The organism is Oleiharenicola sp. Vm1 (genome assembly GCF_047777955.1).
GTDB lineage: Bacteria > Verrucomicrobiota > Verrucomicrobiia > Opitutales > Opitutaceae > Didemnitutus.
Window position 1 is genome coordinate 3423277 of the sequence record NZ_CP180537.1, and the last position, 23442, is coordinate 3446718.

15 protein-coding genes and 1 pseudogene are annotated in these 23442 nt (G+C 70.0%); 5 read left to right on the forward strand and 11 right to left on the reverse strand.

Annotation, left to right across the window (positions count from 1 at the left end; genetic code table 11):
* Positions 1 to 33 precede the first annotated feature (33 nt).
* Entirely contained in the window at positions 34 to 2262 is a 2229-nt protein-coding gene (locus ACMYLB_RS16500) for a thiamine pyrophosphate-dependent enzyme (RefSeq protein WP_415908046.1), read from the reverse strand.
* Between the two features lie 160 nt (positions 2263 to 2422).
* Positions 2423 to 4305: pseudogene (locus ACMYLB_RS16505) on the reverse strand (gamma-glutamyltransferase family protein).
* A 136-nt stretch (positions 4306 to 4441) separates the two neighbouring features.
* On the opposite strand from ACMYLB_RS16505, the gene ACMYLB_RS16510 reads away from it, so the two are divergent.
* Positions 4442 to 4756, forward strand: a complete 315-nt coding sequence (locus ACMYLB_RS16510) for a hypothetical protein (RefSeq protein ID WP_415908047.1) — start codon at positions 4442 to 4444, stop codon at positions 4754 to 4756.
* Positions 4757 to 4871: 115 nt separating this feature from the next.
* Positions 4872 to 5762 carry a dienelactone hydrolase family protein gene (locus ACMYLB_RS16515; RefSeq protein WP_415908048.1) on the forward strand — a complete coding sequence of 297 codons (891 nt, stop codon included), beginning with the start codon at positions 4872 to 4874 and terminating at the stop codon, positions 5760 to 5762.
* Between the two features lie 16 nt (positions 5763 to 5778).
* On the opposite strand, the gene ACMYLB_RS16520 is transcribed toward ACMYLB_RS16515, so the two are convergent.
* The gene (locus ACMYLB_RS16520) at positions 5779 to 6615 is read right to left on the reverse strand and encodes a purine-nucleoside phosphorylase (protein ID WP_415908049.1); all 837 of its coding nucleotides are present in this window, start codon (positions 6613 to 6615) and stop codon (positions 5779 to 5781) included.
* A 61-nt stretch (positions 6616 to 6676) separates the two neighbouring features.
* Entirely contained in the window at positions 6677 to 9124 is a 2448-nt protein-coding gene (locus ACMYLB_RS16525; RefSeq protein WP_415908050.1) for an ABC transporter permease, read from the reverse strand.
* Positions 9125 to 9255: 131 nt separating this feature from the next.
* Between ACMYLB_RS16525 and ACMYLB_RS16530 the strand changes: the two genes are divergently transcribed.
* Positions 9256 to 10539 (forward strand): MFS transporter, encoded by a 1284-nt coding sequence (locus tag ACMYLB_RS16530; protein ID WP_415908051.1) that lies wholly within the window; start codon positions 9256 to 9258, stop codon positions 10537 to 10539.
* 40 nt (positions 10540 to 10579) lie between these two features.
* Here the strand turns inward: ACMYLB_RS16530 and xerD are convergent, their stop codons facing one another.
* Together xerD and infA are read right to left on the reverse strand one after the other, a co-directional pair.
* Entirely contained in the window at positions 10580 to 11548 is a 969-nt protein-coding gene (xerD, locus tag ACMYLB_RS16535; RefSeq protein WP_415908052.1) for a site-specific tyrosine recombinase XerD, read from the reverse strand.
* Positions 11549 to 11609: 61 nt separating this feature from the next.
* On the reverse strand, positions 11610 to 11873 hold the full coding sequence (infA, locus tag ACMYLB_RS16540; protein WP_415908053.1) for a translation initiation factor IF-1: 264 nt from the start codon (positions 11871 to 11873) through the stop codon (positions 11610 to 11612).
* Positions 11874 to 12099: 226 nt separating this feature from the next.
* Here infA and ACMYLB_RS16545 point away from each other — a divergent pair, with 226 nt between their 5' ends.
* Together ACMYLB_RS16545 and ACMYLB_RS16550 are read left to right on the forward strand one after the other, a co-directional pair.
* Complete coding sequence (locus ACMYLB_RS16545; RefSeq protein ID WP_415908054.1) at positions 12100 to 12558, forward strand: nucleoside deaminase; 459 nt, start codon at positions 12100 to 12102, stop codon at positions 12556 to 12558.
* Between the two features lie 117 nt (positions 12559 to 12675).
* Positions 12676 to 13299, forward strand: coding sequence for a superoxide dismutase (locus ACMYLB_RS16550; protein ID WP_415908055.1), 624 nt, complete (start codon positions 12676 to 12678; stop codon positions 13297 to 13299).
* Here the strand turns inward: ACMYLB_RS16550 and ACMYLB_RS16555 are convergent.
* From ACMYLB_RS16555 to ACMYLB_RS16575, 5 genes are all read right to left on the reverse strand, one after another.
* A complete protein-coding gene (locus ACMYLB_RS16555; RefSeq protein WP_415908056.1) occupies positions 13236 to 16469 on the reverse strand; it encodes a hypothetical protein in 3234 nt (1077 codons plus the stop codon). The two genes, ACMYLB_RS16550 and ACMYLB_RS16555, sit on opposite strands and share 64 nt — an antisense overlap.
* Before the next feature lie 581 nt (positions 16470 to 17050).
* Positions 17051 to 18418: a TolC family protein gene (locus tag ACMYLB_RS16560; protein ID WP_415908057.1), complete on the reverse strand. Its 1368-nt coding sequence runs from the start codon at positions 18416 to 18418 to the stop codon at positions 17051 to 17053.
* A gap of 14 nt (positions 18419 to 18432) precedes the next feature.
* Positions 18433 to 21534 carry an efflux RND transporter permease subunit gene (locus tag ACMYLB_RS16565; protein ID WP_415908058.1) on the reverse strand — a complete coding sequence of 1034 codons (3102 nt, stop codon included), beginning with the start codon at positions 21532 to 21534 and terminating at the stop codon, positions 18433 to 18435.
* A gap of 67 nt (positions 21535 to 21601) precedes the next feature.
* Positions 21602 to 22717, reverse strand: a complete 1116-nt coding sequence (locus tag ACMYLB_RS16570; RefSeq protein WP_415908059.1) for an efflux RND transporter periplasmic adaptor subunit — start codon at positions 22715 to 22717, stop codon at positions 21602 to 21604.
* 30 nt (positions 22718 to 22747) lie between these two features.
* A complete protein-coding gene (locus tag ACMYLB_RS16575; RefSeq protein WP_415908060.1) occupies positions 22748 to 23323 on the reverse strand; it encodes a MarR family winged helix-turn-helix transcriptional regulator in 576 nt (191 codons plus the stop codon).
* Between the last annotated feature and the right edge of the window lie 119 nt (positions 23324 to 23442).

A 23442-nucleotide genomic window follows, 5' to 3' on the forward strand; every position in this document is an offset into this window, starting at 1 on the left:
AGATCCAGCCCGGCACGCCCACGCGATCGCGTCCTACCGGCCAGCCAGCTTTTCCGCCGCCGCCGCGATCTGCCGGTCGGAGATGAGCACGAGATTGGCCGCGGCGGCGAGCGGCACGTAGGTGTCGACCGCGCGCACCGAGGCCAGGGGCCCGGCAAAGCCCGACTCCGCCAGCGCGGCGATCACGGCGTCCGCGATGCCGCCGGCGGTGGCCCGGCATTCGTCGGCCACCAGCACGCGGCCGCAGGCGGCGGCGTGCTTCCGGATCGCGTCGAGCGGCAGCGGGTTCAGCCAGCGCAGGTCGAGCACGCGGGCGGAGATATTCTTTTCCGCGAGCAGCTTCGCGGCGCGCAGCGAGAGGCGCACGCCGTTGCCGTAGGTGACGATCAGGAGGTCCTTCGCCTTCGGGTGGTAGACGCCGACCTCGCCGGGCAGGAGCATCCGCTCGGGCGTCGGGTAGTCGAACAGCCAGGCGCCGTCGCCCTCGGCGTGGAGGTCGCGCTCGTGGTAGAGGGCGATGGGCTCGATGAAGACCGCCACGCGTCCGCACGCCCGCGCCGTCGCCACCAGGCCGCGCAGCATCATCGCCGCGTCGTCGCCGCGCGCGGGCACGCCGACGAGCAGGCCCGGGATGTCGCGCAGCGCGCCAATCGAGTTGTCGTTGTGGAAGTGGCCGCCAAAGCCCTTCTGGTAGGCCAGGCCCTGCACGCGCACGACCATCGGGTTGGCGAACTGGCCGTTGGAGAAATACTGGAGCGAGCACGCCTCGCCGCGGAGCTGGTCGAGCGCGTTGTGGAGGTAGGCGAGGTATTGGATCTCGGGGATCGGCAGCAACCCCGCCATCGCCGCGCCCTGCGCAGTGCCGAGGATCGTCGTCTCGTCGAGCAGCGTGTCGAAGCAGCGGTGCGGGCCGAAGGCCTTCTGCAGCCCCTGCGTCGCGCCGTAGACGCCGCCCTTCCGGCCGACGTCCTCGCCGAACACGCTGATCTCGGGGAAGCGCAGCATCTCGTCCGCGAGCGCGGCGTTGACGTGGGCGCAGAGCGTCCGCTTCAGCGGCGCGGTCTCCTTTTCCGGCAAGGTGCCGAAATGCTCGCGCCGGACCTCGGGCGCGGCCTGTTCGCGCGCGACGGCGCGGATGGCAACCTCGTCGTAGGGTGCGAGCGGGCGGACGATCTCGGCCACGCTCGTGAGCTTCGGCGCGCGCACGACCGCGGCGGCGGCGGCCTCGATGCGCGCCTGGGTGGTGCGGACCAGCTCGCGCAACTCGTCCGGCGCCGCGGCGCCGGTGGCGACGAGCCGGCGAGCGTTGGCCAGCAGCGGATCGCGCGCCTCGATCGCCTCGATTTCGGCCACGCTGCGGTAGGAAATCTCGGCGTCGGTGCCGGCGTGCCCCCAGAGCCGGACCGTGTGAAGGTGCAGAAAGACGGGCTTGCGCGTCCGGCGGCAGTGCGCGACCGCCTCCGCGGCGCGGTCCCAGATCGCGTCCATCGTGCCGTCGAGCTCGACGTAGTGCAGGTGCGGCAGCGCGCTGAAGTTGTCGTGGATCCAGTTCGACGGCGTCTCGACCGAGATGCCGATGCCGTTGTCCTCGCAGAGGAAAACGACCGGCGCCTCGCCGCCGCGGCGGACGGCATAGCGGGCGGAGTTGATGCCGGCGAGCGCGGTGGCGTGGTTCGCCGAGGCGTCGCCGAACGAGCAGAGCACGACCGCGTCGGCGCCGACGCCGTTGTCGAGGCCGAGCCGGTGCGCGCGGCGCAGCGCGTAGGCCATGCCGTAGGCCTTCGGCAGGTGCGAGGCGATCGTGCTGGTCTGCGGCGGCACCCAGAGCGGCTTGCTGCCCCAGACCTTGTGGCGGCCGCCGGAGATCGGGTCGTCGGCCGAGGCGCAGAACGAGCGCACGGTGTCGAGGATGCCGTCGACGTCCCCCGCCTGCCGCGAGCGCGCCAGCATCAAGCCGCCGGAGCGGTAGTGCAGGAAACACGGGTCGTCGAGGCGCAGCAGGGCGCCGAGGACGGCGTTGTTCTCATGCCCGGCGCTCGAGATGGTGTAGAACGACTGGTTCGTCTTCCGCATCTCGCGGGCGGCGACGTCGAGCAGGCGGCTGGCGAGCTGGTCGGCGAAGATCTCGCGGGCGCGGCGCGCCGTCAGCGTCGTGTGCGGACCAAGCGGCTCGTCATCGTCGAGCCGGACGGTTGGCGCGGGAGCGGACGCCAGCCAGTTGAGAAAAGTCTCCTGGACGATCTCGACGCGTGTTTTGGCCACGGTCGCGCCAGAAAAGCAGTGTCATACGGGAGGGCAATCCCAAGCTGTCCGCATCCTTTGGCGAAAGGTGGGCGCGCCGTAGGTCCGGCTTCAGCCGGACCATGCCCTCGTCGAAAGGCGAAAGGCTCCGCGCGTTTATTTGGGCCGGCTGAAGCCGGCCCTACCACGCGATGCCGTAGTCCTCGCCGAAGTCCGACGCGGCGCCCTGGAAGGCGTGGTTGGCCTGGTCGATGTAGATGGCGGTGACCGGGCCGCTGGTGCGCTCGGCGGTCTCGACCTTGTAGCCCATCTTCGCCAGCTCGGCGCGCACCCACGGCGGCGTGTCGGCGCGCACCTGGATGCGGCCGGGCTCGCTGCGGTGGTCGCCGAAGGACGACTGCATCTGGTAGCTGTTGAAGGCCGCGGCCTCGACCGACTGCTGCACGTTCATCCCGAATTCCACGAAGCTGAGGAAAAACTGGAGGAGGTTCTGGTCCTGCGTGTCGCCGCCCTGCACGGAGAAGGCGAGGAAGGGATTGCCGTCCTTCAGCGCCAGCGAGGGCGTGAGCGTGACGCGCGGGCGCTTGCCGGGTTCGAGGACGTTGAACGGGTTCATCGCCGGATCGAGCACCCAGCTCTGCATGCGCTGCGAGAGACCGACACCGGTCTTGCCCGCGACGACGGCGGGAATCCAGCCGCCGCTGGGTGTGACGGAGACGACCCAGCCCTCGGCATCCGCCGCCTGGATCGAGGTCGTGCCCATTTTGAAATACTCGTCGTCGGAGAAAATGTGCGGCGTGGTCGCGGCGACCTGGAACGACGCGGGCTTGGTCGCGCTCGAGGGCGGCTGCGGCGTCCACTTCTGCAGCAGCTCGGCGAACGGGTTCGTGCCGCCCTGGAACGGATACGGGTCGCCCGGGTGCGCCCGGGCGTCGTTCTTCGTCCAGTCGATCGTCTGGTAGCGCGCCTTGGCGTAGTCCTTCGAGAGCAGGCCGCGGATCGGCTCCTCGGGCGGGAAGTCGGGGTCGCCGTAGTAGAAATCGCGGTCGGCGAACGCGAGGTTCATCGCCTGGTAGACGGTGTGAATGTAGCGCGCGCTGTTGTAGCCCATCGCGCGAAGGTCGGCGTTCTCGAGGATGTTCAGCGCCTGGAGCAGCGCGGGGCCCTGCGTCCAGGTGGTCAGCTTGTAGACGTCGATGCCGCGGTAGTTGGTCGAGATGGGCGCCTCGATCTTCACCTTCCAGCGCGCGAGGTCCTCGGTGGTGAACAGGCCGCCCTGCTCGCGCGTGCTGCGGACGAGCTCCGCCGCAATGTCGCCGCGGTAGAAGCGGTCGTAGGCGGCCATGATCGCGGCCTTGCGATCCTTGCCGGCGGCGAGCGCGGCTTTCTCGGCGTCGACGAGCTTGCGCAGCATCGCAGCGAGGTCGGGTTGATGGAAGATCTCGCCGGCGCGCGGCGCCGCGCGCCGGGTCGGATCCTTTTCGTCGAGATGGGTGAGGAAGACGTTTTTCGAGTAGGGCCACTTCGAGATCTCGCCGCGGAAGCGCTCGATCGTGTCCGCCGCCTGCGCCTCGATCGGATAACCGTCGGCCATCGCGATCGCGGGCGCGAGCACCTCGGCGAGCGACATCGTGCCGTATTCCGCCAGCATGGTCATGAGTCCGCCGGGCGTGCCGGGCGTTACCGCGGCCAGCGGGCCGTATTCGGGCGGGTAGGCATAGCCGTTCTTCTTGAAAAACTCGACCGTCGCGCCGGTCGGCGCGACGCCGAGCGCGTTGATGCCGATGACCTGCTTCGTGTGCGGGTTGTAGATCAGCGCCTGGGTCTCGCCGCCCCAGCCGAGCGTGTCCCACATCGTGCAGACCGCGGCGAGCATGGCGCAGGTGGCGTCGACGGCGTTGCCGCCCCGGGCGAAGATCAGCGCGCCGGCGGTGGCACCGAGGGCTTGCCGGTGACGGCGACCCAGTTCTTGCCGTGGAGCACGGGCTTGTTGGTGCGCTGGGCCTGGAGCGGCAGGGCGAAGGTCAGGGCGAAAATCGCAACGACGGCGAGGGGCGGAAGCAGAGGCGCATGGGATCAGGGGTTGAACGGCGCGGGGCGAACGCCGCCACTTTCCCCAATCGAACCGCCAAGTCAAACCGCGCGGCGCGGACCGGCTTCGCGCTTGAGGATCGGCGCGGGAAGGGGCAAAACTGCCGCCATGAACTCCGCCGCCCGCCTCCTGGTTCCCGCCCTGCTGGCCACGCTGATCCTCGCCGGCTGCGAGGCGCCCGCGAACGTCCCGCGCGCCGCGTCGCGCCAGTCGGCCCCGGCGGAGCGCGCTTGGATCGAACGCCGCGAGGCGCAGCTCAGGCAGATGGGGCTCAAGGACGGCGACGCCTCCCTTAAGGCCCGCGAGGAGTGGGAGCACTTCGGCAACACCGGCGAGAGCTACACGCTCTACGACTCGACGGCGAAGCCGCGCGCCGAGCAGGAGAAGTTCGAGAGCGACCTGGCGAAGACGGGACGCAACTGACACCCGCCGCGCCGCCACCGCGCGGCGACCTTCCGTTGCCCGCTCGCCCGCCCGGCCACTCGGCGTTTGCCTCGGCCGCGGGGCTGCCTTTCCTGTCCGCGTCCCCCGCCCCGCCATGAAACGCCGCACCGCCCGCGAATTCGACCAGGAGCTGCTCGACCTCTACGACTACTACGTGCACGGCCAGCTGGACCGCCGGGGCTTTCTCGAGCGCGCCGCCAAGTTCGCCGTCGGCGGCCTGACCGCCGCCGCGCTGCTCGAGATGCTCAGCCCGCATTACGCCTTCGCCGCGCAGGTCGAGCGGACCGACCCGCGCCTCGTCGCCGAGTATCTGAAATACCCCTCGCCCCGCGGCCACGGCGAGATGCGCGGCCTGTTCGCCCGCCCTGCCGCCGCGACCGGCCGGCGGCCGGGCGTGCTCGTGGTGCACGAGAACCGCGGCCTGAATCCCTACATCGAGGACGTCGTGCGCCGGCTCGCGGTCGCGGGGTTCGTCGCCTTCGGTCCCGACGCGCTGACTCCGGTCGGCGGCTACCCGGGCAACGACGACGAGGGGCGCGCACAGCAGGCGAAGCTCGATCGCGACAAGATCACCGAAGACTTCGTCGCCGGCGCGGAATTCCTCGCGCAACACGCCGCGTGCAACGGCCGGGTCGGCGTCGTGGGCTTCTGCTTCGGCGGCGGCATGGCGAACACGCTCGCGTGGCGCCTGCCCGATCTCATCCGCGCCGCCGTCCCCTACTACGGCGGCCAGCCCGCGGCGGAGCACGCCGCCCGGATCAAGGGCGCGCTGCTCCTGCACTACGCCGCGCTCGACACGCGCGTGAACGCCGGCTGGCCCGCCTGGGAGGCCGCGCTGAAGGCCGCCGGCGTCCGCTACGAGGCGCACGTCTACCCCGGGGTGAACCACGGTTTCCACAACGACACCACGCCGCGCTACGACCGCGCGGCGGCGGAGCTGTCCTGGGAACGGACGCTGGCGTTTTTCCGCCAGCACCTCGGCTGAGGGCGGCGCGGCCGGGTCAGACCAATTCCTTCACCGCCGCGATCACGAGCTTCTCGAAGGCCGCCGCGCCGCGCGCCGCGTTCTCGAGCGTGTGGGCGTGGGTGAGGTGCTCGTCGGAGAGGCCGGCGCCCATGTTCGTGATGCAGGAGACGCCCGCGACCTTGAGGCCGCAGTGGCGCGCGATCAGGCAATCCGGCACGCTGGACATGCCGACGGCGTCGGCGCCCCACCCTTGCGCCATGCGGATCTCCGCCGGCGTCTCGAACGACGGCCCGCGGAACGCCACGTAGACGCCCTGGTGCAGCGTCACGCCCTCGCGCTGGGCCACGGCCTTGATCTTCGCCCGCAGGCCCGGGTCCCAGGCGTCGGTGACGGGGAAGAAGCGCGGCCCGAAGGCCTCGTCGTTCGGGCCGGTGAGCGGGTTGAGGCCGAGGAAATTGATGTGATCGGTGATGAGCATCAGCTCGCTCACGCCGATGGACGCGCGGAGGCTGCCGGCGGCGTTGGAGAGGAAGAGCGTCTCGACGCCCGCGGCCTTCACGGCGCGGATCATCGTCTTCAGCGGATAGGCGTCGGTCGTCTCGTAGAAATGCTTGCGGCCGTTCAGCACGATGACCGGCACGCCGCCGAGCCGGCCCACGATCAGCTGGCCGGCGTGGCCCGCGACGGTGAGGATCGGGAAGCCCGGCAGGTCGCGGTAGGCGAGCACGACGGGACTCTCGACCTTGGCCGCGAGGCCGCCGAGGCCGGAGCCGAGGATGAGCGCGATCTTCGGGGCGAGGCCGCCGCAGGCGGCGCGGATCTTCTCGGCGGACTGGCGGACGTTTTCGACGTGCTGCTGCTGTTCGTTCATGCGGCGAAGCTAGCCGATTCGCCGTTCGGGGCGGAAGCCTGCATTTGCCGGCCGGCCCGGCTCAGTCGTCGCGCAGCGCGTCGATCGGTGACACCCGCGAGGCGCGGTGCGACGGCAGGAAGGTCGCGGCGAGCACGACCAGCAGCAGCACCGCGGCGGTGGCGCCGAGCACGCCGAAGTGCAGGGCGTCGACGCCGAAGAGCTGGCTCTTCATCGCGCGCCCCACGGCCCAGGCGCCGACGAGGCCGAGCGCCGTGCCGGCGCCGAGCAGACGGACGCCGAGGCCGAGAAACTGGCCGAGCACCTGCCCCGGCCGGGCGCCGAGCGCCATGCGCACGCCGATCTCGCGGCGCCGCTGGCTCACCGCGTAGGCCAGCACGCCGTAGGTGCCGATGGCGGCAAGGAGGAGCGCCACCGCGGCGAAGATGGCGGCCAGCACCGCCGGCGAGCGCCGGACGACGACCGACCCGTCCACCCAGGCCTGCATCGACTTGATGTCGTTCACCGGCAGCGCCGGGTCGATCGAGAGCACGGTCTTCTGCAGCATCGGCGCCAGCGTGGCGGCCGGCAGCGTGCTGCGGATGACGAGGTAGAAATTCATCGCCGCGTAGTGCTGGTAGGGGAAATAGATCGCGCCCTGCGCCGTGGTCTCGGCGAGGTTCGTCTGCTTCACGCTGCCGACGACGCCGACGATCGTGAACGCCTCCTTCTCCGCGAAGGTCGGGCCGTTGACCAGCCGGCGGCCGAGCGCACTCTGGCCGGGCCAGTAGCGGCGGGCGAAATCCTGGTCGACCACGCACACGCGCTGTTCGCGGTGGTTGTCGGCGTCCTCGAGCAGGCGGCCCTCGAGCAGCGGGATGTTGAGCGCCTTCCAGTAGTCGGCGGTGGCGCCGGAGGTGTAGTGCGCGCGGATGGTGTCGCCGGGCTTGAGCTCGATGCCCTCGACGGCGATGGCGTTGTCGTTGGTGTCGCCCGTCATCGGCAGGTTGGTGTTCAGGCCGACGGCCACGACGCCCGGCTGCGCGCGCAGCTCGCTGAGCAGGCGCTCGACGAACGCGAGGCGTGGCTTGTTTTCCGGGTAATTCTTCCACGGCAGCGCGATCTGGCCGGTGAGGACCTGGTCGGCGTTGAAGCCCGGCTTCGTCGCGAGCACGCGCTCCAGGCTGAGGCCGAGCAGGCCGGCGCCGGCGAGCAGCACGTAGGCCAGTCCGACCTGGGTGACGATGAACGCGTGGCGCAGCCGCTGGGTCGAGCGCGTGACCGTGCCGCCGCGGCTCTCGGCCTGCAGCACCGGCGCGAGGCGGGTGTGGGAATTGAACCAGATGACCGGCACCGCCAGGGCGAGGCCGACGACGACCGCGCCTGCGAGCGCGACCAGCGCCACGCGCCCGTCAAAGGCGATCGTGGCGCCGAGCGGCATCTGATCGGTGCCGAGCGCGGCGAGGAGCCGCACGCCCGCCGCGCCGATGGCGAGGCCGAGCGCACCGCCGATCAGCGCGAGCAGGACGGTCTCGAGCACGACGCCGTTGGCGATGTCGCGGCGGCTGGCGCCGAGCGCCTGGCGCACGGCGATCTCCTTGGCCCGGCCGCTGGCGCGGATCAGGAGCAGGTTGACGAGGTTGACGCCGCCGATGAGCAGCAGGAAGAGCACGCCGCCCTGGAGGATCAGCAGGATCGGCCGCACTTCGCGCACGTGGTCGGCGTGCAGGGAGAAGACGTTGGTGCGGTAACCCGCGCCCTTGATCAGATTCGCGAAGGGGTCGTCCTTGATCTGCTCGGCGTTGAAGGCGTCGATCTGCGCCTGCGCCGTGGCGAGCGTGGCGCCGGGCGCGAGGCGCGCGATGAGGCTGAAATTGTTCGAGTGGCGCCGGTCGGGCTTGCGGTCGTCGGGATTCGACGCGGCGGGAATGAAGAACTGCGCCTTCTCCGACAGGTAGCGGAAGCCCGGCGGCAGGACGCCGATCACGGTGACCGGCTGGCTGTCGACCGTGAAGGTCTTGCCGAGGACGGCGGGGTCGGCGTGGAAATGCGCGCGCCAGTAGCCGTCGGTGAGGATCGCGACGTTGGCGGCCTTGTAGAACATCTCCTCCTCGGTGAAGGTCCGGCCCATCGCCAGCGGCACGCCGAGGGTGGCGAAGAACTCCGGGGAAACCCGCGCGCGGTCCACGCGCTGCGGCGAGCCGGCGTCGCCCACCGTCGCGCTGCCGCCCTGAAAGATGGCGGTCGAGGCGAAGGCCTTGATCGCGGCCTTGCGGTCGTAGTAGTTCGGCAGCGAGGCCCCCGCGCGGTCGACGCCGGCGCCGGGATAGGCGTTGATGGCCGTGACAAGCCCCGCCGGCTCGGGGAACGGCAGCGCGCGCACGAGCACGGCGTCGACGACGGCAAAGATGGCGACGTTCGCGCCGATGCACAGCGCGAGCGTGAGGACGACGGTGGCCGTGAAGCCGCGTTCGCGCGCCAGGCGCCGGAGGGTTTGACGCAGGGAATTGACCGAAAGCAAGGAGCTCACGGCCTGACAACCCCGCAGCGTGCGCGATGGTTACAGGATTTTTCGCCGCGGTGGACGACGGGCCCGACCGCCGCGTATGCGACGGAGGCCGGTTGACGCCGCCGGGGGCCGGCGCATAACCGCTCGCACGCATGAGCGACCCCGGCTCCGTCCCCCGCCCCAACTCCGCCCGTCGCGTCCTCCTGGCCAGCCTCGCCGGCACGACGATCGAGTTCTTCGATTTTTACATCTACGCCACGGCGGCGGTGCTGGTCTTTCCCCAGCTCTTCTTTCCCGCCTCGGAACCGGCCTCGGCCACGCTGCAATCGTTCGCGACCTTCGCGCTGGCGTTTTTCGCCCGGCCGGTGGGCTCGGCGGTCTTCGGGCATTTCGGCGACCGCATCGGCCGCAAGGCCACGCTCGTCGCCGCGCTGCTCACGATGGGCATCTCGACCGTGGTGATCGGCCTGCTGCCGACCTACGCGACCATCGGCCTCGCGGCGCCGCTGCTGCTGGCGCTGTGCCGCTTCGGCCAGGGCTTCGGCCTCGGCGGCGAGTGGGGCGGCGCCGTCCTGCTCGCGACCGAGAATGCGCCGCCCGGACGGCGGGCGTGGTATGGGATGTTCCCCCAACTCGGCGCGCCGATCGGCTTCCTGTGCTCCGGCGGCATCTTCGTGGTGCTGTCGCGGACGCTCAGCGACGCGCAATTCCTCGCCTGGGGCTGGCGCCTGCCCTTCCTCGCCAGCGCGGCGCTGGTGCTCGTCGGCCTCTGGGTGCGCCTGAAGATCACCGAGACGCCCGCCTTCGCCCGCGCCATGGCGGAGGAAAAGCGCGTGGCGGTGCCGATCATGGCCGTGGTCCGGGACCACACCCGCGCGCTCGTGCTCGGCACGCTGATCGCGGTGGCGACGTTCACGCTCTTCTACCTGCTGACCGTGTTCTGCCTCAGCTGGGGCACGACCAAGCTCGGGTTCACCCGCGAAAAGTTCCTGCTCATCCAGATGACCGGCGTGCTGTTCTTCGGCGCCGCGATCCCGACGTCGGCGATCATGGCGGACGCGCGCGGGCGCAAGCTGACCCTGGCCCTCGTGACGGTCGCGATCATCCTCTTCGGACTGGCGCTGGCGCCGCTGTTCCACGCCGGCACGGCAGGGGCGTTCGCGGTGATGATCGTCGGTTTCACCCTGATGGGCCTGACCTACGGCCCGCTCGGCACGATGCTGTCGGAGCTGTTTCCCACCGCGGTGCGCTACACGGGCGCGTCGATGACCTTCAACCTCGCCGGCATCCTCGGCGCCTCGCTCGCGCCCTATGCGGCGACCTGGCTGGCCACGCACCACGGGCTGCACGCGGTCGGGCACTATCTCGCCATCGTGGCGGCGGTGACGCTCGCGGCGACTTTGCTCAGCCACGAGACGCGCGACACGGAGCACTGAGACGGGCGCGCACCGGCAGGGCGCTTGAGGACAACCGCCCCTACCCCTTCAGCTTGTTTCGCGGGTGATGCTTCGCGTGCTGGTCGAGCAGGCGCGAGGACTCGACGGCAGTGTAGATCTGGGTTGTGCCGATGCTGGCGTGGCCGAGCATCTCCTGGATCGCGCGCAGGTCGGCGCCGCCGCCGAGCAGGTGGGTGGCGAAGGAGTGGCGCAGCAGGTGGGGCTTCACGTGCTTGGCGATGCCGGCGCGCTGCGCGTGCGTCTTCACGATCAGCCAGACGGTCTTGCGCGAGATCGCCTTGCCCCGCTCGGACAGGAACAGCTCGCTGCCCGTGCGCGGCTTCACCAGCCGCGGGCGGCCGGAGCCAAGGTAGGCCGTGACGGCGTCGCGCGCCTTCTCGCCCAGCGGCACGACGCGCTCCTTGCTGCCCTTGCCGAAGACGCACACGAAACCATGCTCGAGATCGACCTGCTGCAGCGTGAGCCCGCAGAGCTCGGAGATGCGCAGGCCGCTCGAGTAGAACAGCTCGAGCATCGCCCGGTCGCGCACGCTGTAGGCATCGGCGCCGGACGGCGCGACGAGCAGTTTTTCCATTTCGCCGGGCGAGAGCACCTGCGGGAGCTTGCGCCGGAATTTCGGCCCGCTGAGCAGCTCGGTCGGATCGTCGTTGCGCACGCCCGCGGGCACGAGGTGGCGGCGGAAGAGCATGCGCATGGCGCTGAGTTTCCGCGCCTGGCTCGACTCGGTGAACTTCTCGTCCGCCAGCCAGTGCAGCCACGCCGCGAGCTGGTCGGTCGTCACCGCGCGCCAGCCGGCGACGCCCTGGCGCGCGAGGAAGTGCGCGGCCTGCACGAGGTCCTTCTCGTAGGACTGCGAGGTGTTGCGCGCGAGGCCACGCTCGAGCTCGAGCGTGCCGATGAACGCGTCGATCTCGTCCGCGAACGCCGCCGGCGCCGGCGGCATCGGGGCGTCCTTCGGCAGCGAGCGACGGGAACGGGCGGCAGGCATGGCTCCAGAAACGAAAAGAGCGCGTTGGGGTCAACGCGCTCCACGCAATCGTCGGCCGCGCTCAGCGGCGGCGGAAACCGCCGGGACGCGGCGGGACGGGATTGGTCTCGCGCACGCGGTAGGTGATGCGCGCCTTCTCGAGGTCGTAGGGGCTCATCTCCATCTTCACCGTGTCGCCGGCGGCGATCTTGATGAAATGCTTGCGCAGCTTGCCCGAGATGTGGGCCAGCACCACGTGGCCGTTGGTCAGTTGGACACGGAACATCGTGCCCGGGAGGACGGCGACGACCTTGCCTTCGACTTCAATCGATTTGCCGTCAGACATGGGAGAGGTGCGGGCTGGAGGGTTGGGTCATGCAATAAAAGCCCCTTGTAACCGGGAAATGCGCCCCGTAGTCAAGGTTTTCCCTCTGGCGCCCCGGCCGGGCGCCGGCGGAAACCAGCCCGATCCGCCGCTCCTTTCCCGGCCCCACCACCCGATGTCCGACCCTTTTTCCGCACCGCGTCCCGCGCTCCCCTGCCCTTTTGACAAGGTTCATCCGTCGCAACTCGTGCGCGACGACGCCTTCTTCATGTGGCTGGCCTACAACCAGGCCATCGACGCCTGGCGCGCGGACGAGGTGCCGATCGGCGCGGTGATCGAACTCGGAGGCGAGGTCATCGCCGCGGCGCACAACCAGCGCGACAGCACGCGCGACCCGACCGCCCACGCCGAGATCATCGCGCTGGGCCAGGCCGCGCGCGCCATCGGCGACTGGCGGCTGAACGAGGCCACGCTCTACGTCACCAAGGAACCCTGCCCCATGTGCTCCGGCGCGACGCTGATGTCCCGCGTCAAGCGCGTCGTCTACGCCGTGCCCGATCCGAAGATGGGCTGCCTCGGCGGCGCCACCGACCTCAACGCGCTGCCGCAGGTGAACCACCACCTCACGATCACGCGCGGCGTGCTGGAGGAGCCGTGCCTCCGGCTGCTCCAGGCCTACTTCCAGCTGAAGCGCCGCGAAGCCTGATCCCGCCCCCGCCCCGCGACGCGCTAATGTCCGACCGAAAGACATATTAGGCCGCCAAAGTTGACGCCGCGCGCCGCGCGTGCACCTTGGTAGCGAGTTTTTCAACCACCACGAACCATGGCCTACGAACTCCCGAAACTGCCCTACGCCTACAACGCCCTCGAGCCGCACATCGACGCGCGCACGATGGAAATCCACCACACGAAGCACCACCAGGCTTACGTGACCAACGCGAACAACGCGCTCAAGGACCACCCGGCCCTTGCCGCCCTCGACGTCAACGCGCTCATCGCCGACCTCTCGAAGGTCCCCGAGGCGATCCGCGGCGTCCTCCGCAACAACGCCGGCGGCCACAGCAATCACGCGTTCTTCTGGACCATCCTCGGCCCGGGCAAGGGCGGCGCCCCCAAGGGCGCGCTGGCCGACGCCATCAACGCGACCTGGGGTTCGTTCGACACCTTCAAGGCCGAGTTCGCCAAGGCCGCCGCCGGCCGCTTCGGCTCCGGCTGGGCCTGGCTCGTCGTCGGCGCCGACAAGAAGCTCGCCATCGGCTCCACCGCCAACCAGGACAGCCCGCTCATGGGCAAGGCCGTCGCCGGCCTCGAGGGCAAGCCCGTCATCGGCCTCGATGTCTGGGAACACGCCTACTACCTGAACTACCAGAACCGCCGGCCCGACTACGTCACCGCCTTCTGGAACGTCGTCGACTGGGACGCCGCCGCGAAGAACTTCGGCGCCTGAGCGCCGCGAGCGAGCCCCGCCTCGCCCTTCCCTCTCAGCCGCGCCGCGAGGCGCGGCTTTTGCGCCCGCGACCGGCCGGCCGGCCCGTTCAGGAAATCCGCCAGCTTCGACTGGGCGAGCTTGAGGAACAGCTGGCTCGGGTCGGGGCGGCTGAGCGTGCCGCCGATCGTGCCGACGTCCTTCATCTTCGCGTAGCCGAGATCGTCCTTCGTGCCGTCGAGCACGCGCATCTTGCCGAGCAGCTGCTCGACCTTGCCCCGCGCCGCGAGCGTGTAGTTCACCGTCAGCGGCTGGTCGAGGAGCGGCTTGCCGGCGACGTGCGTGATCGCGCCCTTGCCGACGAGGCGCACCTCGGGCGAGAGCAGCGTGAACTCGTCGACGCGCAGGTTGAGCGCGTCGTCGCGATTCACGCGCACGACGAACTGGTCAAACGGGATCTCGGCCAGCGACTGCGCGAGCTGGTCGACCTGGTAGGATTGCCCGGCGACCTTCTCCGCGACGCCCTTGACCTTGTCGCCGCCAAAGAGCGAGCCGAGCGCGGCGACGGCGTCGACCGCCTTCGTGGCGACCGAGACCTTCTCCGTCGTCCGCTTCAGGCCGCGGAAGACGCCGGCGCGGCTCGTGAGCTGGAACTGCCCGCGGGTGCGGTCGAGGACCTGGTCGAGATTCACGCCGTCGCCGGTGAAGCCGCCGGCGACCGTCACGATGCCCTCGAGGGTCGGCGGCTTGCCCGGATCGAACGCCTTGATGAAGGCGCCGGCATCGAAGTCGGTGAGCGAGAAATTGCCGCTGAGGTGATAGGGCGAGGCGCCGCCGTTGAAGCGCAGGTCGACGCGCGCGCCGAGCCGGCTCTTGTCGTTGATGACGCCCTGCAGCTGCTGGACGGCGACGCGCTGCGGGTCGACGACCACGAAGCCGCTGAGGCCGCTCATCGTCCAGTCCTTGCCGCGCGTGATGGACTTGAGGTCGAGCGCGAGTTCGCCGCGCAGGCCGGTCCAGAACGGACGGGCGTCGGGCTCGGCGGGGCGCGACGACGACGCCGCGACCGCCGCGGCGGGCCGGGCCTCGACGCCGCCGGCCGCCTGCACCGGCGCACCGGCGAGGCCGAGCAGGGCGAGCGCGTCGGCGAGCTCGAGGTGTTCGCCGGTGATCTTGGCCTCGAAAAGAAACCCGTCGGCACGGCGCACGGCCTCGGCGCGGAAGGCGACGTCCGAGCGCTGCCCCAGGCGGTCGAGCAGGATCGGCGCCTCGAAGCTCAGGCGGCCGTCGGGCGTGCGGGCGGCGCGGAAATTGAGGTTGGCGACCGGCAGCGGCTGGTTGCCCTCGCGCAGCACGAGGTTGTTGAGCGTGGTGCGCCCCTCGACCTGCACGGTGCGGCCGGCGAGCGCCCCGCGGATCTCGCCGCTGGCGCGACCGGAGGCGAGGATCTGGGCGGCGGCGAACGGCGGCTGGGCCGCCATCGCGGCGAGGTCGGCGTTGAACGTCGCGCTCGCGCGCACGCCGTCGGCCGGCGTCGCCTTCACCTCGGCGGCGGCGGTGAACCAGACGGTCTTGTCGCGGTTGGAGAAGGTCGTGTCGCCGGAAGCGAGGCGCCAGTCGCCGAAGCCGGCGTATTCGAGGAAGGCGCGGTCTCGATCGTCCAGGCGATCGAGGCGCGGCTGGCGCGTCTCGCCGAGAACGGTGACCTCCTGGAAGCGCAGCGGGGCGACGGGCTTGAGGAAGACGCGGCCGTCCGCGGTCGTGAGGTTGAACGCGGCGGCCTGGAGCGTGCCGCGCAGCGGAGCGATGGCCTGCACGAGCGGCAACGCGGCGAAATCGACCGTGCCGATGGTCAGGCGCGCGACGGGCGTGTCGGCGGCGGTGGCCGCCTTCAGCTGCAGGGTCTGCAGGTCGAGCGTGCTCGCGGCCAGCGAGTCGGCGCTGAGCAGCGCCCGGCCCCGGGCGTCGCCGAGTTCGCCGTGGAAGCTGCGCAGCTCGACGGCGACCGGCGTCACCGTGGCGTCGAGGTCGCCCTGGAGCTGCACGTGCCCGAGCGGCAGGACCGGCTCGAGCAGGCGCGGCAGGTCGGCGGTGAATTTTCCGCGCACGATGAACTTGTCGGGCTTGGCCTCGGGCAACTCGATCTGGGCGCCGCCCTGGACGACGTCGCCCGCGGGCGTGCGCAGCGTCAGGGTGTCGACGAAGGCCTGGAGGCTCGTCGGCGTCAGCGTCGCCCGGCTCTGAAAGGAAAGTTCGGCGCGGTCGAGCACCCGCCGGCCGCCCTGGACGACCGTGAGGGCGTCGACCCGCAACGGCGCGGTCGAGCGCAGCTCGATTTTCTCGCCCTGGCCTTCCAGCAGCCATTCGCCGCGCACGGCGCCGCCGGAGACGTCCGCGGCGGCCACGAACGGCCGCACCCAGGCGAGCGGGAGCTGGTTCACCGTCACGCGGGCGAGCGGGCCGCTGCCGACCGCGGCCACCTGGACGGCGCGCTCCTGGAACTTGATCGTGAGGGGCTGGATCGTCTCGAGCGCGAGCACGGGCTGGTCGCCGTCGACCTGGAGCTGCAGCCGCTGCACGTTCGCGGCGGCGCGCTCGACGGCGAGGTCGAACTCCGACTGGACGCGCACAGCGCCGATGGCGCGGAGCGCCGGTTCGAGCGTCTCGAGCGCGGCGAGATTGCCGGCGAGCCGGCCCTGGAGGGCGGCGGCGTGCGTCGCGGCGTTGAAGGCGAACTTGCCCGCGCCGCTGGCATCGAATTTCGGCAGCGGCCGGCCGAGGAAGAACGGCTCGATCTGCGCCGTGGTCGCGTGCAGCTCCCACGTGCCGCTGCCCTCAGGCGCGCGCACCGGGAGCGTGGCGGCGACCTTGAGGAGATTGGCGGTGCGGCCGGCCTGCTGGGTGTCGAGGACGAGCGTGACCTGCTCCTGGCCGCCGGCCGACTCCATGTCCGCGGTCAGCTTGAGCTGCTGGCCGCTGGACACCTGCGGGCCCTCGGCGTCGAGGGCGAGGACGAGGCTGGCGCGGTCGAACGCCCGCGCGTCGGTCTCGCGCACGGTGAACCGGCCGTCGACCCGCAGGGCCGAGACCGCGGCGGCCGGGGTGGCGTCGAGGACGCGGGCCTTGAGTTGGAGCGCGCCTTCGCGGCCGGGCGCGATGCCGCCGCCGCTGAGCTGGAATTCGACCGCCAAGGGGCGCGGCCCGGGCCGCCGGGCAGCGAGGCGCGGCCGGCGACCTGCACGTCGCCGACCTGGACGGTGTAGGGCAGCTGCACGCGCGCGAGCGCACCGGGCGCGGCGACGGGAGCGCCCGCGGCCTGCGGGGTGCGCGCGGGCACGAGTTGCGAGGCGTCGACGGCCAGGCCCGTGATGGCCAGGCGATCGATCTGCACGTGACGGCGCGTGAGGAACTGCCACGCGGAGAACTCGACCTCGGCGCGCTCGGCGGTGACGACGAGGCCGTCCTGCTCGAAGCGCAGGCCGCCCAGGCGCGCGCTCGAGGGGCCGGCGGCGAGCGACGCGAAGCCGACCTTCAGTTCCGGGTGCTGCGCGAGCACGCGCCGCGCGGCCCATTGCTGCACGGCCGGCACCATAGCGATGCCGGCGGCGAGCGCGACGAGCGCGCAGAGAATTCCGAAAGTAACGAGGAGCGGGCGAACCAGCTTCATGGAGCCACCGTTACGACAGATTACGCGGGAATAAGTTGCGGAGGTTTTGACGAAAAAGAGCCGCAGCGGTCGGGCCGCGCGGCTCTCGGAGGAAACTCGCGATGCTCAGCGGCCCGCGACGAGTTCGTCGGGCAGGCCCATCGCGCGGCGCACGGAGGCGGACGCGACGTTGAAGCTGTAGTAGGCTTGGAGCTGATTGAGGCGCGCGGTCGTCAGGTCGGTGCGGGCCTGGAGGACGTCGAGCTGGGTCGCGGTGCCGGCGGCGTAGCGGGCATCGGCGAGGCGGACGGCCTCCTCGGCCTGCTCGACGACCTTCTTGGAGGCCTCGGCGAGCTCGGTGGCTTCCTGCAGCGACGAGAGGGCGCGGCGGACCTCCACGGAGACGGAGAGCTCGGCCTCGCTGAACGAGAGCCGGGCCTGCTCGAGGGCGGACTTGGCCTGGACGACGCGGCCGCGGGTGGCGACGCCGTCGAAGATGTTCCAGGTCGACTGCAGGCCCACCGTCACGCCGTCGCGGGAGGCGGCGAAGTCGGAGTAGCCCGGGCGCTTGCGCCAGTCGTAGGCGGCGTAGGCGGAGAGGTTCGGATAGTAGTTCGACTTGCGGACGGTGACGGTCTCCTCGGCGGCCAGCTCGAGCTTCTTCAGGCGCTGGAGGTCGGGGCGGCGTTCCTTGGCCGTGGCGAGGGCGGAGGGCAGCTCGTAGCTGACGGGCGTGAACTCCAGCTTGCCGACGAACTCGGGGATCTTGGCCACGTTGGCGCCGTCGCTGGTGACGAAGCCAAGGGCCTGGCGCAGGTCGTCGATCGCGAGGCGGAAGGCGTTGCGCGCGCTGATGAGCGCGGGCTGGGCGTTGGCGACGGCGACCTCGGCGCGGAGGACCTCGAAGTTCGACACGGTGCCGGCCTCGAAGCGGTTCTTCACGTCCTGGAGCTGGCGGCGGAGGAGCTCGACGTTCTGCTCCTGGACCTTGATGCGCTCGCGGGTGACGAGGACGTTGTAGAACTTCGTGCGGACGTCGAGCAGCGCGGCATCGATGACCGACTGGAGCTGGAGCGTAGCGGCCTCGAGGGCGAGGCGCTGGGCCTTGACCGCGGCCTGCACGCCGCCGCCGGCGAAGACGACCTGGCGAGCGGTGAGGTTGACCGACCAGGTGCGCTCGTCGCCGGTGCTGGTGGAGAGCTGCTGGGTGGTGTCCGAGTAGCCGGCGGTGCTCGTGAGGTTCGGGATCTGCTGCGAGCGGACCTCGACGACGATGCCCTCCTGCTGGCGGATGCGCTCCTTCGCCTGGCGGATGGCGAAGTTGTTATCGAGGGCGAAGGACAGCGCGTAGCTCAGGGAGAGCTCGTCGGGCACCATGTAGCCCGGGTCAGCTTGGCCGTCGGGCTTGAAGGGCGTCGCGGGCATGTCCGCGAGGAGCGGTTGCGCGAGCGCCAGGGCGGCGACGGCGACGAGGGAGGACGGAACCAGTTTCATGGGAAGGCGGGAGTTTACTTGGCCGGGACCGCAACGCCAGCCTCGGGTGCCGCCGGGACGGCGGCGCGAGCCTTGGCGTGGTCGCGGGCGATGAGCATGTAGAACGCAGGCACGACGAAGAGCGTGAAGACAGTGCCGATCGCCATGCCAACGACGAGCACCCAGCCGATGGAGTTACGCGAGGCGGCGCCCGGGCCCTTGACGAAGATGAGCATCAGGTGGCCGAAGACGGTCGCGGCGGAGGTCATGAGCACGGGCCGCAGGCGGGTGGCGGCGGCGCGGCGGATGGCCTCGATCTTGGCGACGCCCTCCTCCTGCAGCGTGTTCGCGAACTCGACGATGAGGATGCCGTTCTTCGCGATCAGGCCGACGAGCGTGATGAGGCCGATCTGCGAATAGATGTTGAGCGAGGTCTTCCAGAGGAAGATCGGGATCATCGCGCCGAAGAAGGCCAGCGGCACGGAGCCGAGCAGGATGATGAACGGATCGCGGAAGCTGTTGAACTGCGCGGCGAGCACGAGGAAGATCAGCACGAGCGCGAGCACGGCGGCCTTCCACAGGGCCTCGCCCTCGGTGCGCAGCTGGCGGGACTGGCCGCCGTAGTCGATCGAGTAGCCGGGCGGGAGGATCTCCTTGGCCTTGGCCTCGAGTTTCTTGAGCGCGTTGTCGATGCTCGGGCCGACGCCGGTGATCTTGACCGAGTTGAGCTGCTGGAAGCGGTTGAGCGCGCGCGGCTGCACGGTGTCCTGGAGCGTGGCGATGGTGGAGAGCGGGATGAGCTGACCGTTGGGGCCGCGGACGTGGTAGTTGAGGAGCTGGTCGGCGTTGAGGCGCTGGCCGCGCTCGACCTGCGGGATGACGCGGTAGCTGCGGCCGTCGTTGATGAAGCGGTTGACGTAGCCGCCGCCGAGCATGGAGCCGAGGTCGCGGGCGATGTCGGAGAGGCTCAGGCCCATCGCGGCGACCTTGTCCTTGTCGATCACGATCTCGACCTGCGGGAGGTCGAACTTGAGGTCGGAGTCGGCGAAGTAGAAGGTCGGCGCCTTGTTCGGCTCGTTGGCCTCGGTGTTGGCGTAGAGGACGAGCTGGTTGGCGTATTCGAGCATCTCGCGGTGGTCGGCGGTCGAGCGGATGACGAACTCGATCGGCAGCGAGCCGCCGGAGGGCAGCGGGTCGGGCGTGGTGATGACCACGTTCATGCCCGGAATGGCCGCGGCGGGAGCCTGGAGCGTCCGCTCGATCTCGAGGGAGCTGCGTTTGCGCTCGGACCACGGCTTGAGCAGGATGCCGGCGAAGCCGAAATTGCTGCCGGTGATCTGGAACGACTGCGAATACTCCGGCACGCTCTCGAACATCTTCTGGACCTCCTTGGCGAAGATCACGTTGTGGTCGATGGTCGAGGTCGGCGACGGCAGGAGGATCGAGAACACGATGCCCTGGTCCTCCTTCGGCGCCAGTTCGCGCTGGGCGAACATGAAGAACACGGGCAGCAGCGCGGTGAGCAGCACGGCGACGGTGAGCGTCACGGGCACCCAGCCGAGGCTGGCGCCGACGATCTTTTCGTAGCGGTTGCGCAAGCGGTCGAAGAGGTGGTTGATGGTGCCGGTGAGGCCCTTCTCCTCGGCATCGTGGCCTTGGAGGAGGTAGGCGCTGAGCATCGGCGACAGCGTGAGGGCGACGAAGCCCGAGACCATGACCGCGCCGGCGAGCGTGAAGGCGAACTCGCGGAAGAGCGCGCCGGTGAGGCCGCCCTGGAAGCCGATCGGCGCGTAGACCGCAGCCAGCGTGATCGTCATCGAGATGACGGGGCCGACGAGCTCGCGGGCGCCGAGGATGGCGGCCTCGATGGGCGTCTTGCCCTCGCGGATGTGGCGCTCGATGTTCTCGACGACGACGATGGCGTCGTCGACCACGATACCGACCGCGAGCACGATGGCGAGGAGGGTGAGCAGGTTGATGGTGAAGCCCAGCGCCATCATCAGGAACAGCGCGCCGATGAGCGACAGCGGCATCGCCACCAGCGGGATGAGCACCGAGCGGAAGGAGCCCATGAAGAGGAAGATCACGATGGCGACGATCGCGAGCGTCTCGGAGAGCGTCTTGAGGATCTCGCTCAGGGCGTCGTCGATATACTTGGTGGCGTCGTAGGCGATGGAGGCCTTGAGGCCGGCGGGCAGCGCGCGCTCGATCTCGGGCATGGCCTCGCGGACGCGCTTGATCACCTCGACGGTGCTCTCGTTGGGGAGGACCCAGATGCCCATGAAGGTGGCGGTCTTGCCGCCGAAGCGGACCTCGGAGTCGTAGTTCTCGGCGCCGAGCACGACGTCGGCGACGTCGGAGAGGCGGACGATGGCGCCGTTCTGCTCGGCGACGACGAGGCGCTTGAACTCCTCGACGCTCTTCAGGTCGGTGTTGGCGACGAGGGAGACGGAGAGCATGGAGCCCTTGGTCGAGCCAACGGCGGCGAGGGCGTTGTTGGCGGCCAGGGCGGTGCGGACCTGGGCGGGGCTGAGGTTGCGGGCGGCCAGTTCATCGGGCTTGAGCCAGATGCGCATGGCGAAGACGCGGCCGCCGAGGATGTCGGCCTTCTGCACGCCCTTCACGGCGGAGAGGCGCGGCTGCACCATGCGGCTGAGGTAGTCGGTGATCTGGTTCTGGTCGAGCGAGTCGGAGTAGAAGCTCAGATACATCGACGCGAACTGGTTGTCCGCGGTCTCGACGCTGATGGTGGGCGACTCGGACTCGGGCGGCAGCTCGTTGCGGACCTGCTCGATCTTGGAGCTGATCTGCGCGAGGGCGGCGTTGGTGTCGTAGTTCAGGCGCAGGTAGACCTTGATGGTGCTGAGGCCCGCGGTGGACTGCGACTCCATGTAGTTGATGCCGTCGACCTGCGCGATCACGCGCTCGAGCTGGGTGGTGATGTAGCCGCGGACGGTGTCGGCGCTGGCGCCGAAGTAGACGGTGGTGACGTTGACGACCGCGCTGTCGCTGCGCGGGTATTGGCGGGTGTTCAGCTGGAAGTAGGCCACCACGCCGAGGACGAGGATGACGATGTTGACCACCAGCGCGATGACGGGCTTGCGGACGAACAGGTCAGTGAAACTTTTCGAGAGCATGAAGAGGGGGAGTTGCTTGCGTGGATGAGGCCGCGCGAGCGCGGCGGACGACAGGCGCGCGGGCGGCTCAGGTGTTGGCCGGCTTCGGGTGCGCGTCGTGGGTCGGCTGGGCGATGTTGTTCACCTGGACGGGCATGCCGTTGCGCAGCTTGAACACGCCGGTGGAAACGATCTGGTCGCCGGCCTTGATGCCGGTGACGGCGATGAGGTCGCCGCGGGTGGCGCCGAGCTGCACGAACTGCTGGCGCACGCCGAGGAATTCCTTGCCGTCCTGGCCCTTGACCTTCTCAACCACGAAGACGGAGTTGCCGTAGGAGGCGTAGGAAATCGCGGTGGCGGGAACGACGACGAGGTTCTGGGACTGCGGCAGCTGCACCTCGACGCGGGCGAACATGCCGGCGCGGAGCTGCTCGTTCGGGTTGGCCAGCGTGGCCTGGACGGAGACGTTGCGCGTGGCGGCGTCGACCTCGGAGTTGATCGCGTTGATCTTGCCCTCGAACGGCTGCGGGAAGGCGTCGATGCTGACCCGCACGGTCTGGCCGATGGCGAGGTCGGGCAGCTGGCGTTGCGGGACGTTGAAGTTGGCGTAAATCGGGTCGAGCTTCTGCAGCGGCAGGAGCGCGCGGCCCTTGGAGATATACTGGCCGAGGTTGACGAGACGGATGCCGACGCGGCCGTCGAACGGCGCGCGGACGTGCTTCTTGGCGATCTGGGCCTCGAGGGCGGCGACGTCGGCCTGGGCCTGGCGGGAAGTGGCTTCGGCGGCGTCGTATTCGGACTTCGAGGTGGCCTGCTGGCTCCAGAGTTCCTTGGCGCGGGTGAGGTTGATGGCGGCGAGATTGGCGCGCGCCTGGGCGGCCTTGAGCTGGGCGACCTCGACGGAGGTGTCGAGTTCGACGAGCAGGTCGCCGGCCTTCACGGCCGTGCCGCTGTCGGCCGCGATGCGGACGATCGTGCCATCGGCATCAGCGCTGATGGTGACGCCCTCGACCGGCGCGAGCGTGCCGATCGCGCTGAGCGTGGGGTGCCACTGCACGGCCTGCGCCTCGACGGTCGCGACGGCGGCGGGCGGGTGCGAGTGATCCTGCGCGGACATTTCCTTGATCTGAGCAACCTTGACGGCGCCCAGCAGCAGGACGACGGCGACGAAGCCGGAGAGAGCGATGGCAAACTTCTTGAACATGGGAGGACGTGGTTAGGTTCGTGGGGAAATTCAGGCGGACTTGGGCGTGGGAACGTGCGGGGGCAGCGTCGAGACCTGCCGTTGGATCTTGCTCAGGAGCTGGACGAGCGTCTTGCGCTCGTCCGCGCTGAGAGCGCCCATCACCTCGCTCGCACCGCGGAAGTGGACCGGCAGGAACGTGGTGAGGAAGTTCTCCGCTTTCCGCGTCAGGCGCACCAGCAACATACGACGATCCGAGGGATCGGGCTCACGAACCACGTAACCGTCGCGTTCAAGCGTGTCGATCAGCCCCGTCATGGTGGCGCGAGTGACGCCGGCGGCCTCGGCCAGCTCGGCCGGCGTGCGCGGACCACAGGGCGGCTGCGTGATCGGCACGTCGCCCGTGCGCGGCTCCGAGCTGCGCCACAGCAGCATCAGCACGCCAAAGCGCCCCTGGGAGATGCCGTGCGCCGCCAGACGCCCCTCGGACAGGGCGAAGACATCGTCCGCGGTGCGGAGCAAATGCAGGTAGGCCTCGGCCGCGGACGGATCGAGCTCGGGAAACTCGCGCGCCGCCTCTAGGAGGCATTCGTAGCGCGGTAGATCCTTGAGCATCAGGTGAGGCATGGCGAAAGTAAGGGAGCTGACTGTTAGCTTCCTAATGAATTTCGCAAGCGGAGTTTCTTGAAATCTAGCCGAACGGCTAACTCGCCGGGGGAAAACCCGATATGACACTCGGGAGCCTG

Coding starts and splice junctions, on each gene's coding strand:
- ACMYLB_RS16510 (WP_415908047.1), top strand. CDS start 4,442: ATGAACTCCGCCGCCCGCCTCCTGGTTCCCGCCCTGCTGGCCACGCTG.
- ACMYLB_RS16515 (WP_415908048.1), top strand. CDS start 4,872: ATGAAACGCCGCACCGCCCGCGAATTCGACCAGGAGCTGCTCGACCTC.
- ACMYLB_RS16520 (WP_415908049.1), bottom strand. CDS start 6,615: ATGAACGAACAGCAGCAGCACGTCGAAAACGTCCGCCAGTCCGCCGAG.
- ACMYLB_RS16530 (WP_415908051.1), top strand. CDS start 9,256: ATGAGCGACCCCGGCTCCGTCCCCCGCCCCAACTCCGCCCGTCGCGTC.
- xerD (WP_415908052.1), bottom strand. CDS start 11,548: ATGCCTGCCGCCCGTTCCCGTCGCTCGCTGCCGAAGGACGCCCCGATG.
- infA (WP_415908053.1), bottom strand. CDS start 11,873: ATGTCTGACGGCAAATCGATTGAAGTCGAAGGCAAGGTCGTCGCCGTC.
- ACMYLB_RS16550 (WP_415908055.1), top strand. CDS start 12,676: ATGGCCTACGAACTCCCGAAACTGCCCTACGCCTACAACGCCCTCGAG.
- ACMYLB_RS16560 (WP_415908057.1), bottom strand. CDS start 18,418: ATGAAACTGGTTCCGTCCTCCCTCGTCGCCGTCGCCGCCCTGGCGCTC.
- ACMYLB_RS16565 (WP_415908058.1), bottom strand. CDS start 21,534: ATGCTCTCGAAAAGTTTCACTGACCTGTTCGTCCGCAAGCCCGTCATC.
- ACMYLB_RS16570 (WP_415908059.1), bottom strand. CDS start 22,717: ATGTTCAAGAAGTTTGCCATCGCTCTCTCCGGCTTCGTCGCCGTCGTC.
- ACMYLB_RS16575 (WP_415908060.1), bottom strand. CDS start 23,323: ATGCCTCACCTGATGCTCAAGGATCTACCGCGCTACGAATGCCTCCTA.